16 protein-coding genes are annotated in these 14,035 nt (G+C 40.0%); 13 read left to right on the top strand and 3 right to left on the bottom strand.

Going from position 1 to position 14,035, the window contains the following annotated elements:
* The first annotated feature begins 1 nt into the window (after position 1).
* The 12 genes from G6W45_RS04955 (at position 2) to G6W45_RS04905 (ending at position 7,764) form a co-directional block, all read left to right on the top strand.
* Positions 2-676: an anaerobic ribonucleoside-triphosphate reductase activating protein gene (locus G6W45_RS04955; protein WP_194167723.1), complete on the top strand. Its 675-nt coding sequence runs from the start codon at positions 2-4 to the stop codon at positions 674-676.
* A 74-nt stretch (positions 677-750) separates the two neighbouring features.
* The gene (locus tag G6W45_RS04950) at positions 751-1,896 is read left to right on the top strand and encodes an iron-containing alcohol dehydrogenase (RefSeq protein WP_194167722.1); all 1,146 of its coding nucleotides are present in this window, start codon (positions 751-753) and stop codon (positions 1,894-1,896) included.
* Positions 1,897-1,925: 29 nt separating this feature from the next.
* Complete coding sequence (locus tag G6W45_RS04945) at positions 1,926-2,567, top strand: NAD(P)H-binding protein (protein WP_194167721.1); 642 nt, start codon at positions 1,926-1,928, stop codon at positions 2,565-2,567.
* Complete coding sequence (locus tag G6W45_RS04940; protein ID WP_194167720.1) at positions 2,564-3,334, top strand: SDR family NAD(P)-dependent oxidoreductase; 771 nt, start codon at positions 2,564-2,566, stop codon at positions 3,332-3,334. The genes G6W45_RS04945 and G6W45_RS04940 overlap by 4 nt, the downstream gene beginning before the upstream one ends.
* Positions 3,335-3,405: 71 nt before the next feature.
* On the top strand, positions 3,406-4,842 hold the full coding sequence (locus G6W45_RS04935) for a subtype B tannase (protein ID WP_194167719.1): 1,437 nt from the start codon (positions 3,406-3,408) through the stop codon (positions 4,840-4,842).
* A 16-nt stretch (positions 4,843-4,858) separates the two neighbouring features.
* Positions 4,859-5,215 (top strand): putative quinol monooxygenase, encoded by a 357-nt coding sequence (locus G6W45_RS09810; protein ID WP_242039066.1) that lies wholly within the window; start codon positions 4,859-4,861, stop codon positions 5,213-5,215.
* 50 nt (positions 5,216-5,265) lie between these two features.
* On the top strand, positions 5,266-5,538 hold the full coding sequence (locus tag G6W45_RS09805) for a putative quinol monooxygenase (protein WP_242039065.1): 273 nt from the start codon (positions 5,266-5,268) through the stop codon (positions 5,536-5,538).
* Positions 5,539-5,546: 8 nt separating this feature from the next.
* A complete protein-coding gene (locus tag G6W45_RS04925) occupies positions 5,547-5,705 on the top strand; it encodes a hypothetical protein (RefSeq protein WP_194167807.1) in 159 nt (52 codons plus the stop codon).
* A gap of 135 nt (positions 5,706-5,840) precedes the next feature.
* Positions 5,841-6,401, top strand: coding sequence for an NAD(P)H-dependent oxidoreductase (locus G6W45_RS04920; protein WP_194167718.1), 561 nt, complete (start codon positions 5,841-5,843; stop codon positions 6,399-6,401).
* Positions 6,398-6,622, top strand: a complete 225-nt coding sequence (locus G6W45_RS04915; protein ID WP_194167717.1) for a DUF2798 domain-containing protein — start codon at positions 6,398-6,400, stop codon at positions 6,620-6,622. The genes G6W45_RS04920 and G6W45_RS04915 overlap by 4 nt, the downstream gene beginning before the upstream one ends.
* Before the next feature lie 93 nt (positions 6,623-6,715).
* Positions 6,716-7,360: a ferritin family protein gene (locus G6W45_RS04910; protein ID WP_021091887.1), complete on the top strand. Its 645-nt coding sequence runs from the start codon at positions 6,716-6,718 to the stop codon at positions 7,358-7,360.
* Between the two features lie 113 nt (positions 7,361-7,473).
* Positions 7,474-7,764, top strand: a complete 291-nt coding sequence (locus G6W45_RS04905) for a DUF5339 domain-containing protein (protein WP_194167716.1) — start codon at positions 7,474-7,476, stop codon at positions 7,762-7,764.
* Positions 7,765-7,793: 29 nt separating this feature from the next.
* Here the strand turns inward: G6W45_RS04905 and G6W45_RS04900 are convergent, their stop codons facing one another.
* Both G6W45_RS04900 and ilvD read right to left on the bottom strand, forming a co-directional pair.
* The gene (locus G6W45_RS04900) at positions 7,794-9,362 is read right to left on the bottom strand and encodes a DNA recombination protein RmuC (RefSeq protein ID WP_194167715.1); all 1,569 of its coding nucleotides are present in this window, start codon (positions 9,360-9,362) and stop codon (positions 7,794-7,796) included.
* A 78-nt stretch (positions 9,363-9,440) separates the two neighbouring features.
* Positions 9,441-11,114, bottom strand: coding sequence for a dihydroxy-acid dehydratase (gene ilvD, locus G6W45_RS04895; RefSeq protein WP_194167714.1), 1,674 nt, complete (start codon positions 11,112-11,114; stop codon positions 9,441-9,443).
* A 521-nt stretch (positions 11,115-11,635) separates the two neighbouring features.
* Between ilvD and G6W45_RS04890 the strand changes: the two genes are divergently transcribed.
* Positions 11,636-11,986, top strand: a complete 351-nt coding sequence (locus G6W45_RS04890; protein ID WP_103640679.1) for a hypothetical protein — start codon at positions 11,636-11,638, stop codon at positions 11,984-11,986.
* 35 nt (positions 11,987-12,021) lie between these two features.
* On the opposite strand, the gene G6W45_RS04885 is transcribed toward G6W45_RS04890, so the two are convergent.
* A complete protein-coding gene (locus tag G6W45_RS04885) occupies positions 12,022-13,791 on the bottom strand; it encodes an aryl-sulfate sulfotransferase (RefSeq protein ID WP_194167713.1) in 1,770 nt (589 codons plus the stop codon).
* Positions 13,792-14,035 lie beyond the last annotated feature (244 nt).

Genomic DNA, 14,035 nt, shown 5'->3' with positions numbered 1-14,035 from the left:
ATTGCATAAAGTCTTTAGTATAACGCCGTTTACTACGCTTGATTATCCAGATAAAGTGGCTGCGGTAGTTTGGTTTGCAGGCTGTAATATGCGATGCGTGTATTGCTACAATATAGAAGTTGTAAATTCAAATGGCAATATAGAAATGGATGAGGTTTGTAACTTCTTAGACCGCCGCATAGGCAAGCTAAATGGCATCGTTTTTAGTGGTGGCGAATGCACGGCAAATCCTTTGTTTTTAAAACTCGCAAGAGAGGTTAAGTCAAGAAATTTTTGCCTAAAGGTCGATACAAATGGCTCTCATATTGAGATTTTAAAAGAGGCGATAGGCGAGGGACTGATTGACTATATCGCACTTGATTTTAAAGCGCCAAAAGAGAAATTTACGGGCATAAGTGGCTCAAATTTATATGAAAAATTTATTAGCACACTAAAATATCTACTTGAGATAAATTTCGATTTTGAAGTAAGAACAACCGTGCATGCAGATTTTTTAGATGAAACAGATATTTCTTTGATGTCTGAAATTCTTTATGACCTTGGATATAGAGGCAATTATTATTTGCAAAAATTCCTTAGCACAGGTGAAAATTTTGGAAATTTAGTTGATGCTAAAAGTAGCTTTGATCCGAAAAAAATCATCTCAAAACTTCCTATCAAACTAAGAAATTTTTAAATTTCTACTCATTATTTTTAACAAAAATTTTTGCTTTGCAAAACTATAATCATTAAAACTAATAAGGAGAAACTATGCAAAATTTTAGCTTTTTAAACCCTACAAAAATAGAATTTGGCAAAGACAAAGAGCAAAATATCGGCAGATACATGAAAGAATTTGGCGTTAAAAAGACGCTTATCATCTATGGCAGCGATAGGGTCATAAAAAATGGCCTTTTTGATGTGGCAGCAAAGAGCCTAAGTGCAAATGGTATCGAGTTTTGCAAGATAGGTGGCGTGAAGTCAAACCCAGTGCTAAGCAAGGTAAATGAGGCTATAAATTTAGCTAAAAAGCAAGGTGTCGATAGCGTGCTAGCAATAGGCGGTGGCTCGGTGCTTGACACGGCAAAGGCAGTGGCTGCAGGAGTAAAATATAACGGCGATGTTTGGGACTTTTTTACCGGCAAAGATCCAAGCGAAGCGCTTATGATCTTTGACATCATAACGCTTGCAGCAACTGGCTCAGAGATGAACGGCGGCTCAGTCGTCACAAACGAAGCCACAAAACAGAAATTTGCTATGCACGGAGCATGTCTTTACCCAAAAGTTTCAGTGATAAACCCAGTGCTTCAAGCAAGCGTGAGCAAGGAGTATTTGGTCTATTCAGCCTCTGACATCATCGCTCACAGCATCGAGGGCTACTTTACGGCGAGCGTTCAGCCTGAGATCATAAATTTATACATCGAAGCAAACATAAAAACCGTTATGAAAACGACTGAAATTTTACTAAAAGAGCCAGAAAACTATGACGCTAGAGGCGAGTTTGCCTGGGCTGCTACGATAGCGTTAAATGGCTTAACTTACGTTGGCACAGCTGGCTACTCATATCCAAATCACATGATCGAGCACGCCATAGGTGCGGTGGTTGATTGCGCGCATGGGGCTGGGCTAAGTGTCGTGATGCCAGCTTGGATGAAGTGGTATAAGAGTAGAAATTTAAAGGCATTTAAGCGCTTTGGCAAAGAAATTTTTGGCGTGGATGACGCAGACGCAGGCATAGAGAAATTAAAAGAGTGGTTTAGCAAGATCGGCACGCCAACAAGCCTTATTGAAATCGGCGTTGATGAGACAAATTTAGACGAGATCATGACGCTAGTTTATGACTACGCCAAGGGCAGGGGCTTGGAGCAAATTTATACAAAAGAAGCTATAAGTGAAATTTTTGCCTTAGCGAGATAGAATTTATCTAAATTTTATAAAGGAAAGATATGAAAAAGATCGCTCTTATAGCTGGAGCTAGCGGTGCTTTGGGAAGTGAGATTTTAAAAAATTTATGCCAGAGCGAGCATTACAGTAAGGTTATCGCCCTTGCTAGGCACGAACTAAATTTTACTCATGAAAAGCTTGAAGTAAAGATAGTAAATTTTGATGATTTTAAAGATGAGGTGCCATTTATCGCTGATGACGTATTTTGCGCGCTTGGCACGACGATGAAAGCGGCAAAGCACAAAGAGCAGTTTTATAAAGTCGATGTGACCTATCCGCTAAATTTCGCGAAATTTGGCTTGGAGTGCGGCGCAAAACGCTTTGTTTTGCTCTCGGCTGCAGGTGCTAGTAGAAAGTCAGGCTCGTTTTACCTAAAGGCAAAAGGCCAAGCAGAAGCAAAGATAAAAGAGCTTGGATATAGCTCATTTCACGTCGTTAGGCTGCCGCTTATTGAGGCTGAGAGAAAGGACTTTAGGCTTGGCGAGTATCTAGCGATAAAGGCGTTTAAATTTATCCCAAAAGGCTTTTTTGACGAGTATCGTCCGATGAGAGCAGCTGATATCGCTAAAGTGATCGTGCAAGTAGCGCAAGATGACCACGGCGAAGGTGTGAAAATTTATAGCCCGGTGGAGTATGCGAAGTGAAAAGATACATCGCCATAACTGGAGCAAGTTCAGGCATAGGAGCGGCCGTGGCAAAGGCATTTGCGAGGCGTGGGAAAAATTTGATCCTTATTGCAAGGCGTGGCGAGCTTTTAAAGGAGCTAAAAAGCGAGATAGCTAAATTTGCAAATGTCGATGTGGTGATAGAGCTTTGCGACCTTTCAAAACAAGAAAATGCTCTTTCTCTTTGGCAAAAATTAGAAAAATATGAGCTAAAAGCGCTTATAAACAACGCTGGCTTTGGCGACTATAATAAGGTCGGCGAGCAAAATTTAGAAAAAATCACGCAGATGATAAATTTAAACATCATCTCACTTGTCACGCTCTCAACGCTATTTACGAAAAAGTATAAAGACAAAGAGACACAGCTTATCAACATATCCTCGATAGGCGGCTACAAGATCGTACCAAACGCCGTCACATACTGCGCTAGCAAATTTTTCGTAAGTGCCTTTAGTGAGGGACTTTACCACGAGCTAGCACAGGACAAGCAGGCAAAGATGCAAGCAAAAGTATTAGCTCCAGCTGCCACAAAAACAGAATTTGGCATGGTGGCAACTAGCAAAGAGAACTACGACTACGACAAGGCGTTTAAAAAGTACCACACGAGCGAGCAGATGGCGGAGTTTTTGCTTCGCCTTTATGATAGCCATTACTGCGTTGGCTCGGTCGATAGAGATAGCTTTGAGTTTAGCCTAAGTAAGCCAAAATTTGACTATGCGGTCAAATACGAGCCAAAAGATAACTAGGCGCTAAAGCCCTGGTAGCCTACGCCAAGGCTAGTAAAGCAAAAAAGTAGGACAAAATGAAAAGGCAGATCATGAAAGGCGTTAGAGTTGCTATTTTAGGGGTTTGTTTAGTAGGTGCTTGCTTTGGAAATGAACTTAAATTTGACGAGAGCAAGTTTGAGCTAAAAAGCGTGCAAGTTGGCGAGAGGACGCTTAAATTTAGAGCATATGAAGGCATAGTCTATGTGGCAAAGCCAGTTAGCGACTATGAGGTCTTAAATTTTTACGTGCCAGAGGAGAAATTTAGCGATCAAAAGAGCGCTATTTTCATGCCAAACGCGATCGGCGGCTATATGAGCGCAATGCCACCAAAGCCAGAAATCAAAAACGAAAAGCCAAATGCCACTCTTGAAGTGCTTCTTAGAGGCTATGTCGTGGCAAGCGTTGGCGCTAGAGGCAGGACGCTAAAAAATGGCGAGAAATTTATCGGCAAAGCCCCAGCAGCGATAGTCGATCTAAAAGCGGCTGTTAGATATCTTAAATTTAACGACAAATTTATGCCAGGCGACGCAAATAAGATCATCTCAAACGGTACGAGCGCAGGCGGCGCGATGTCAGCACTTCTTGGCACAAGCGCAAATGCAAAAGAGTATGAGCCATATCTTAAAGAGCTAGGCGCTGCAAAGGCGGACGATCAAATTTATGCCGTCTCAGCCTACTGCCCTATGACAAATTTAGAGCATGAGGACGAGGCGTATGAGTGGATGTTTGGGGATTTGGATAAATTTGAAAGAATAGACTTTTCAAGTCTTGATGCGAGCACTTTTAACGATAGAAGCAAAAAGCCAAAGACTATCACAGGCGAGCTAAATGCCACGCAAAAAGAGCTCTCACGCGAGCTAAAGAGTAAATTCCCAGCCTATCTAAACTCGCTAAATTTAAAAGACGCCAAAGGCCACGCATTAAGCCTTGATGAAAAGGGCGAGGGCAGCTTCAAAGAGTATATAAACGCCCTCATCTCAAAGGCATTTACCGCTACAAAAAGTAGCGACAAAAACATGCTCACGCCTAAATTTATAACTCTTGACACGCAGGGCTGCTCGCTTGGATATACATTTAAGCTTGAAGACTTCATCGCCTCGCTAAAGCGTGCCAAAGCGGTGGTTGCCTTTGACGGATTTGGACTAGAAAATCCCGAAAATGATCTCTTCGGTGATAGCAAAACGCCCGCAAAGCACTTTACTAAATTTGCAAAAGAGCGAAGCAAGGGCGAGATGGCGCAGGCTAGCGTCATAAAGATGATGAACGCGATGAACTACACTAAAAACAAAAATGCAGCGAAATTTTACCGCATAAGGCAGGGCACAAATGATACCGACTTAGCGCTTGTGGTGCCTGCTATGCTCGCACTCTCGCTTAAAAATGCTGGCAAAGAGGTTGATTTCGAAGCGGTCTGGGGACAAGGACATGGTGGCGACTACGACCTAGACGAGCTTTTTGCTTGGGTAAAAAGAGTGGAGCAGAAATAAATTTATAGGAAATTTTATGTTTAAAAAGCTATTTTTACTAGCGGTTTTGACAACTTTTGCCTTTGGGGCGGAGGCAAAAGTGAGCTTACATGAGTTGCTTTCAACGCCAAATAACAAGACTTTACTAAAGCAGCTTGGCAGGGAAAAAATACTAAGCTCAAAGAGTGAGCCAGGCACACAGGCGATCTTTTTTGCAAGCGCAAAGAGTAAGCCAGAGCTGTTTTATGTGCTTGAGTTTTACGAGGACGAGGCGGTTTATAAAAAGCATATAAGCTCGGCGCATTTTAAGAAATTTGCAAGCTCAAGCGCTGAAATTTTGGCTAGCAAAAAAGCTATCGGCTTGAAAAAAGGGCTGCGTTTTCTAAAAATTTAACGCCAGATAGGCTAAAAGATGCCTACTTTCACATCACAAATTTAAGCCTTTTGGCAAAAAGCGATGCGAAATTTGAAAAGATCATCAAAAAATATATGCAAAAAAGCGTAGATGAGGGCGCTTACGCACAGTTTGCCTTTAGTCAAAAAGAGGCACCTAATAAGTGGGTGCTGGTTGAAATTTACAAAGACGAAGCTAGCTTTGAGAGCTACCGCCACAGCGAAAACTACAAGGCTTACGCCAAAGAGCGAGCAGGGCTAATAGACGAATTTGATGGCTTTGGTCTTAAGAACGAGACCTCATTTAGCAAGATAAAATTTTAGGAGATGTTATGAAGAAAATTTCACTTTTTTGTGCACTAGCACTTGTTAGCAGCACGGCTTTTGCCCTTGATAAGGCAGGATGTGAGAGTTTAAAAGACGCGAAAATTTTAAACAACGAGATGATAGATGCGCTGTGGAACGAAAAGGATAAAGAGCATGCTAGCTAAGAGCAAGACCTATGCTGGCAAGGAATTTTTGGTGTGTGCGTATCCAAAGGTGGCTACATACGTGGGTGGCGACACGAGCAAGGCTAGTAGCTTTGTTTGCAAGTAAATTTAAGAAAGTAAATTTAAGGGGCAAAAATGAGTGAAATTTTAGTTGTATCAGGTCACACTGACCTTGAAAATTCCTTTGCAAATAAGATTATATTGAGCGAGCTAAAAAAGCAGGTGCCGGAGGCTAAATTTGACATACTAAGCGAGCTTTATAAAAACTACGTGATAGACGTAAAAGCCGAGCAAGAAAAGCTAGTAAAGGCTGATGTGATCGTGCTTGTTTATCCATTTTTCTGGTACGGCGTGCCATCGCTTTTACAAAAGTGGCTCGAAGATGTGCTAGTTCATGGCTTCTCTCATGGCAGCAGCGGAGATAAGCTACGGGGCAAAAAGCTGGTGCTTTCATTTACCTCTGGTGCGCCTGAGGAGCTTTATAAAAAAGAGGCGCTTCAGCACTACGAGATAGAGGAATTTTTGCCGTCACTTAAGGCGTTAGCAAATATGTGTGGCATGGAGTTTACAGGATATGTTTATAGCGGAGGGCTATCATATCAGAGCAGGTACGATGAGGCAAAGCTTGCTTTGATGAGGCAAAAGGCGCTTGATCACGCAAAAAGACTTGGCGAGCTGATAGGTAAAATTTCATGATACCAGCGAAATTTTATAGATATGTTTTTGCGTTTATAATGTCAGCATTTATGGCATTTTTTATGTCGTTTGTGCTGACGTATCTAAACCTTGGCTTTGTTGATGGCTTTATGAAAATTTGGCTAATTGCTTATGTAAAAGCCTTTGTAGTGGCGTATCCCGTGCTTTTGCTAGTTTCGCCATTTGTAACGAAACTCACACAAATTTTATGCAAAAAATAAAATAATAATATACGTTATCAATAAAAATTATTATTTACTTATTTTAATTATTTGGTTATAATCCAATTAAAATTTATCAAAATAGGAGTCAAAATGAGACAGTACGAAACATACAAATGCGAAAAATGCGGCAACGAGATTGAGGTGCAAAAGGTTGGTGGCGGTACACTAACCTGTTGCGGCGAAGAGATGAAGTGCGTCACTGAAAATTTAACAGCTGTAAATTTGATGAAGGCATTTGCTGGTGAGTCACAAGCTAGAAATAAGTATGAGCTTTACGGCGATTTAGCCAAAGAAGCAGGCTATCACGCGATAGCTAGACACTTTTACGAGGCAGCTGAAAATGAAAAATGGCACGCAAGAGCTGAGTTTAAAAAATATCACGAGCTAATGAACGATCCAATTGACAAGATGGATAAAAATTTACTTGATGCGGCAGCTGGTGAAAACTATGAGCATACGACAATGTATCCAGACTTTGCAAAGATCGCAAAAGAAGAAGAGCTAAGAGATGTTGAGAGGCTATTTAACGCGATCGGCAAGGTTGAGGTTGAGCATGAAAGAGAGTATTTGGAGCTTAAAAAGATGCTTGATGAAGAGGGCTTTTTTGAGAGCGACGAAGAGGATATCTGGGTTTGCGAGGTGTGCGGACACGTTCACAGAGGCAAAAAAGCTCCAGGTGCTTGCCCGCTTTGCAAAGCTCCAAAAGAGTATTTTAAACGCGAATTTCTAGGCTAAAAAGCCAAAATAGCCAAGGCGCCTAGCTTTGGCTATGAATTTTTTATTTCAAATTTATTCCCTTATAAGCAGAAAGTATTATAATTATTTTAAATTTTTATAAGGAGAAAGAGATGAAAAAATCACTTTTAGTTTTAGCTACTCTTGGCTTTGCACTAAGCCTAAACGCTGCAGATCTTACAGATACTTGCAAATCATACTTCTCAGACATCGACAAAATGGTTGAAGCTTACAAACAAGCTGGACAAGATCAACAAGTAAAAATGTATGAAGATCAAAAGAAACAATCAATGGACCAACTAGCTTCTTTACCAAAAGAGCAACAAGATGCTACTTGCAAACAAGCTAAAGAGATGTTTGCTCAAGTAATGGAACAAATGAAAAAACAAGGTCTTTTAAAATAAATTTTATGGCTAGTTTTTCTAGCCATATCCTAATCCTCTTTTTCTAATTCGTTATTTACGCCGATTTCTTTTACTTCTATATCTTTTTGCTCGTCTGGAGACAAGCGTTTAAAATTTTCAAGTCTACTAACAAGACCATCTCTACCACTAAAACTTGATGCAAGGGCGTTAAAATGTTTATTCGCAGTATTTAGTGTATTGCTAAGTCTATTCATATGCTCGGCCACATTGCGGACTTTATCATAAATTTTAATCGCACTCTTTACGATATTTTTGGCCTCTTCATTGCCACGCTCTATGCGCCATAAATTTGCCACTGTGCGAAGAATAGGCATAAGTGTAGTGTGAGATACTAGTATTACGCGCTTTTGAAATGCGTAGTCAAAAAGTGAACTATCAAATTTCATAGCCTCGATATATGCTGGCTCAATTGGTATAAACATCAATACAAAATCAGGACTATCAGGTACGATCTCGCCGTAATTTTTGCTATTTAAGCTATCTATGTGATTTTTCATAGAAGCAATATGCTCTTTTAATGCTAAATTTAGCTCCTCTTCGTTGCTGGCTGTGATAGCCTTTTCGTAAGCTATAAGTGAGACTTTAGAATCAACTATTAGATGCTTGCCATCTGGTATCTTTACTATAAAATCAGGAATAAGACGTTTGCCTTCTTCGTTCTTGAAATTTTGTTGTGTCAAGTAATGCTCATCTTTTACAAGTCCAGAAGCCTCAAATGTGCGTTCAAGCTGTATTTCGCCCCAGTTTCCAAGTGTTTTATTGCTACCTTTTAATGCAGTGGCTAGTGAGTTTGCCTCTTTTGACATTGAGATACCAATCTCACTTATGTGCTTAATCTGCGTTCCTAGCGCGCTCATGCCTTTAACTGACGCGTCATGGACTGCATTTACGCGCTCTTGAAAGGTTGAAATTTGCTCCTTTAGTGGCTTTAGTAAAAGATCTAAAGAATTTTGGCTATTTTGTGTGAAATTTGCACTTTTTTCTTCAAATATTTTATTTGCAAGATTAGAAAATTCCAAATTTAACTCATTTTTTACTTTTAATAAATTTGCCTCTTGCTCTTTTAGGCTATTTTCTTTTGCTTCTATTTCATTTCTAAGCACAGCCATATCACGTTTTAATCTATTTTCTCTCTCACTCGCTTCAGCTAAAGCATTTTTATTTTGATTTAGCTCAGCTAGTGTTGCAGTGAAATTTGCCTCGTTATTCTTGGCCTTTTCATTTGCTGTACCGATACTCTCTTTAAGCTCATTTATCACGCGCTCCATCGCATCTTCAGCTTCGTCTTTTTGGGCTATTTTGGTTTTTAGCGCATCGATCTCACTGATAAGCTCGTCTATTCGCTCGTGATTTGACATAAGTCTTGCTTTTTGCTCGCTGATAAGCTGTAAATTTTCACTATTTTGAGATGATAAATTTGCTAAATTTGATGAAATTTCAAAATTTTCTTGCTCTTTTTGCGCCAAATTTCTTTTTAGCTCGAGTTTGTCCCTATTAAATGAATAGATGACAAATATCGCAATCAAAAATAGTACTCCTAAAAATATGGCAGCATAAAAATAAAAATCTTGTTGCATTTAGTATCCTCAAAAAATAAAGAAATTTTTATATTTTTACAAAAGCAAAGAGACACTCCTTGCTTTTGTGATAAATTTTTATGCTTCTAGCACTGCTCCGTTGCTTGCGTTTGTGACTAGTTTGCGGTACTGTCTTAGCCAGCGAGATGTTAGCGGTTTATCAACTGGCTTAAATTCCGCTCTTCTCTTTGCGATCTCAGCTTCGCTTAGGCGAACGTTTATCTCGTATTTATCGACGTCTATATCGATGATGTCGCCATCTTTTAGCAAGCCTATCATGCCGCCTTCAGCTGCTTCTGGACTTACGTGACCGATGCTTAGACCTCTTGTCGCCCCGCTAAAGCGACCATCTGTGATGAGCGCCACGTCTGCGCCAAGGCCTCGTCCCATGATGAGTGAAGTAGGACTTAGCATCTCTTGCATGCCAGGGCCTCCGCGCGGACCTTCGTATCGGATGACGACGACATCGCCTTTATCTACTTTGCCACTTGAGATGCCAGCTATTGCTTCATCTTGTGAGTTAAAGCAGACAGCTTTGCCGCTAAATTTACGCTCGCCAACGATACCAGCTGTCTTGATGACACAGCCTTGCTCGGCTAAATTTCCAAATAAAATGGCAAGTCCGCCAACTTGTGAATAGGCGTTTTCTACTTTGTGAATGATGCTTTCATCTTTGATGTCACTTATCTTTACACGCTCTCCTAAAGTTTCTCCGCTAACTGTGAGATTGTCTAAATTTAGCATGCCGTTATCTCTACGTGAAATTTCTTTTATCACCGCATTCATACCACCAGCTCTGCCGATATCCTCCATGTGCACGTTTGGCAAGCTTGGACTGATCTTAGCGATGTGAGCGATATTTTGGCTGATTTTATTTAGCTCTTTGATATCTAAATTTACGCCAGCCTCTCTTGAGATAGCTAGCATGTGAAGAACGGTGTTGCTGCTACCACCCATCGCCATATCAACGACAAGTGCGTTGCGGATCGCTTTTTCATTTAGTATGTTTCTTATCTTAAATTTCTCATCAAGGGCGATCTGGCAAATTCTGCGAGCAGCCTGCCTGATGAGCTCCTCACGCTCCGGAGTTAGCGCTAGGATAGTGCCGTTGCCAGGGAGCGCTATGCCCATCGCCTCGCAAAGCGTGTTCATAGAATTTGCCGTAAACATACCGCTGCAACTACCACCACTTGGACATGCGTTGCACTCGATATCTCTTAGCTCGGCCTCGTCTATCTCTTTGGTCTCAAATTTACCAACCGCCTCAAACGCAGTCGCAAGGTCGATTGGCTTGCCATCTTTTGTGTAGCCCTTTTTCATTGGGCCACCGCTTACAAACACGGTTGGGACATTGACCCTTAAAGCACCCATAACCATGCCAGGGACTATCTTATCGCAGTTTGGCATACAAACGAGTGCGTCAAGTGCGTGAGCGTTCATCACGGTCTCTATCGAGTTTGCGATGATCTCACGGCTAGGCAAGCTATATAGCATGCCGCCATGCCCCATCGCTATGCCATCATCCACACCTATGCAGTTAAACTCAAATGGAATACAGCCATTTTTGCGAATTTCATCTTTTAAAATTTGTGCATATTTATTTAAGAAAAAGTGGCCAGGTATGATCTCTATAAAGCTGTTTGCAACGCCGATAAAGGGTTTAGCAAAGTCATCGTCTTTTAGTCCAGTCGCACGTAAAAGTGAGCGGTGTGGGGCTCTTGTGTAGCCTTTTTTGATTATATCGCTTCTCAAATTTGATCCTTTTTTAAAATTTGAGAGGATTTTATCACATATAAAGTATCAAAGATTTTAAAAAAATTTTGCAAATTTAAAAATTTTTTTATTACATAAATAACACATTAAATTTTTAAAATTTATCCAAAAAGGATGAGCTAAATAGCTACGAAATTTCGGTAATTTTAATCAAAGCAGTATGCAAAATAATAACGTAAAAATATTATCAATGTGTTATAAATATTGATTTATAGGGCTTTATTGTACCTTGGTACAATTTACAAGACCTATGAAAATTTATACAATGCGATAAAATTTTTTAACAAGGATGAGAAAATGATCGCAAAAATAGAGGGCATAAAATGATGCCAATGCAAACTAAAATTTTAAATTCTGGCGCAAACTTTTATGAAAATAACTTCACAAATACAACTTTAATTTTTCCTTTTTACGCGAAAAAGTAAAACAACTTCTAATCTCCAAAACAAGAGCGATTTAGCTTTTATTTTAAATTTAATTTATAGTTAAGAGAGTTTTATATGCAAAGTGAAAAAACAGAAATTTTACTTGATGAAGTGAATGAAACAATAGATTCGATATTTAGAACCTGTAATAAAAATGGTGGAACAAAGAAAGCTTTGGAAAATAGAAAGCTAAATAAAGAAATTTTAAAAGATAAATTTGCATCAATCTTTTTAAAATTTGACCAGATAGACGATGATAATTTTAAAAGCATAGTCCTTGCAAGTGATGAGACAAAAGAGCTAAGCGAGATGGTAAAAGCATTTGAAGCGGATAAAGATATAGACTTGCCAGAACTAGAGCGAGCGATAAATTTTAACCTTACTAGAATCAAAGAAGCAATCTATAAATTTCAAAACAACAACTAAAAGCTGGTGAGAGAAAAATCTCACACCAGATACTGCTAATAACTAAATACCTCCGGATCAATAACCATCGCCCTATAAGCAACATCATCTCTTGAAGCAGAGTCCACATCCATCTCAAATTTGATCTCATTTGTCTTTGGATCGATCTCAACTAAGACCATTTTGATAGTCTTGTCAGGGCGAAGTAAATTTACATTTGAGCTTGAGATGAAGTAGGTATTTTTATCTTTTTGCCACTCGACGTTGCTAGTAACTGCGCTATAAAAGTCAAATCCACGCTCTTTGCCAAACTGCCAAGTTTGTTCAACCGTGCCCTTTTTCTCATCTATCTTGTACTCAACTGCGCGGGAGTATTTATCCTCTTTAAAGGCTGGCTGCTCCATACCCCTTGCATCGCCATTGTCAAATACGCTTAGGTGTTTTATGCTGCCTTTGTTGTCGTATCTTGGTGTTAGCCATGCGGTGTGCTGAGTCCATGACCAGTCAAATTCGCCCTCGCATTTTGAGTTTTCGCATTTTATCTTATTACCTTTGCTATCGACTGGAGTTAGCACTTTGGCTTTAAATTCTTCACTCCAGCCCTCAGGCGAAGCTAATATCCATTTTACTTTTTTATCACGTCCTATCTTTACGATGCCTTGGTGGCGAAGTGAGAGGATGATGCTATCGTCGCTCTCATCGTATGAGATAGAATTTACGTGAGCCCAGTTTCTACCTGTGCCAGTAGAGGTGATGTCGCCAAATGGCTGATCGTCGCTTATCTTTATCTCTTTTGCGTCCATATCGATATTTAGGCAAACAGCTCTAGCATCAAGCGCTTTTATGAGGTTGCTGCGGTAGACATTGTTGCCAAAAATTTCATTTAGATCCCACTCTTCGACCACCTTACCGGTGTTATCGACCTCGATGATGTGATCTCTTATGGTGTGAGAAATTTTGCCATCTTTGTGATGGTAGTTGTATTTGCCAACTCTAAGAAGCGCGTGATCATCCTTTAATGGCATAACTTCATGGCTTAGATCGATGTAGCCTCTTGGAAGCGGGCGATTATAAATTTCTTTTCCCATAAGGTCATATCTTAGATATCTTTGAGCCATGCCAAAGCTGATATCGCCATTTTTTAGCTGATGAAAGCCCATCATCATGCCTCCATCCATCACTCTTCTCTCGCTGCGGTCGTAAAATTTCTGATAGTCAAGATACCATCTGACCTCGCCTTTGGTATCTATGATGTAGTTTTCGGTAAAGTCGTTCCAGCTAGCAGCTCCGCCATTTTTCCAATCAAGCGGTTTATAGACGCTTGTAATTGTATTATTTATGAGATAGAGCCTGTTTTTAAAGGCAGGATCGACCTTTTTGACGCGAGTCTTTTGCATGTGAGAAAATCTAAAATCACGGCTATATGTGACGATAGGCTGGGCGTAAATTTTATATGTTTCTACCTTTTTAGCTCCATTAAATGTGTAGCTAAGCACGACCTCGTTTAGATAGTCAGGATAAAGGCCCCAAATAGGCACACCATCATGCGTAAGCAAAGCATGCTCTGAGACGTTATAGTCGATGTCGATACCGCCATCTGGCTTACCTTTTACTTTGACATGGATATCTTTGATGTCTTTGCCGGCTCTATCGATGATAGCAGTTAGAGGCGATACGTCATAAGGATTTATAAAGACTGATCCAAGCTCGCCTTGAACCTTTACGTGATGAGCCAGGACTCCAGCCTCTAGTGGCGTGATGCCTATACTAAGACCACTAACCAAAACAGCCGCAAGGGCAACAGAACCTAAGAAATTCTTGCTCATTTTCGCTCCTTTAATAAAATTTAATGATATCTTACTACCCAAATTTCACACAGAACTAACGCTTATATGAAAAGTGGCTTAAGTAAATTTATAAAAGAGTCGTTTTAAAGGGTAAAAATAAAAAGAAGAATTTAGGAGCAAACGCCCCTAAATTTTAGTTATTTGCATCAAATTTCTTAAGAGAAAAAAGAACAAATTTATAGCTAGCAAATAGCGTCACTGGCCAAAGTATCAAAAAAATTCC

The organism is Campylobacter concisus (assembly GCF_015229955.1).
Classification (GTDB): Bacteria; Campylobacterota; Campylobacteria; order Campylobacterales; family Campylobacteraceae; genus Campylobacter_A; species Campylobacter_A concisus_AT.
This window is presented reverse-complemented; position numbering and strand designations above follow the sequence as displayed.

What these genes read in the sequence shown, in the direction of transcription:
- G6W45_RS04950 (WP_194167722.1), top strand. Translation starts at nt 751, where the DNA reads ATGCAAAATTTTAGCTTTTTAAACCCTACAAAAATAGAATTTGGCAAA.
- G6W45_RS04945 (WP_194167721.1), top strand. Translation starts at nt 1,926, where the DNA reads ATGAAAAAGATCGCTCTTATAGCTGGAGCTAGCGGTGCTTTGGGAAGT.
- G6W45_RS04935 (WP_194167719.1), top strand. Translation starts at nt 3,406, where the DNA reads ATGAAAGGCGTTAGAGTTGCTATTTTAGGGGTTTGTTTAGTAGGTGCT.
- G6W45_RS09810 (WP_242039066.1), top strand. Translation starts at nt 4,859, where the DNA reads ATGTTTAAAAAGCTATTTTTACTAGCGGTTTTGACAACTTTTGCCTTT.
- G6W45_RS04925 (WP_194167807.1), top strand. Translation starts at nt 5,547, where the DNA reads ATGAAGAAAATTTCACTTTTTTGTGCACTAGCACTTGTTAGCAGCACG.
- G6W45_RS04920 (WP_194167718.1), top strand. Translation starts at nt 5,841, where the DNA reads ATGAGTGAAATTTTAGTTGTATCAGGTCACACTGACCTTGAAAATTCC.
- G6W45_RS04915 (WP_194167717.1), top strand. Translation starts at nt 6,398, where the DNA reads ATGATACCAGCGAAATTTTATAGATATGTTTTTGCGTTTATAATGTCA.
- G6W45_RS04910 (WP_021091887.1), top strand. Translation starts at nt 6,716, where the DNA reads ATGAGACAGTACGAAACATACAAATGCGAAAAATGCGGCAACGAGATT.
- G6W45_RS04905 (WP_194167716.1), top strand. Translation starts at nt 7,474, where the DNA reads ATGAAAAAATCACTTTTAGTTTTAGCTACTCTTGGCTTTGCACTAAGC.
- G6W45_RS04900 (WP_194167715.1), bottom strand. Translation starts at nt 9,362, where the DNA reads ATGCAACAAGATTTTTATTTTTATGCTGCCATATTTTTAGGAGTACTA.
- G6W45_RS04890 (WP_103640679.1), top strand. Translation starts at nt 11,636, where the DNA reads ATGCAAAGTGAAAAAACAGAAATTTTACTTGATGAAGTGAATGAAACA.
- G6W45_RS04885 (WP_194167713.1), bottom strand. Translation starts at nt 13,791, where the DNA reads ATGAGCAAGAATTTCTTAGGTTCTGTTGCCCTTGCGGCTGTTTTGGTT.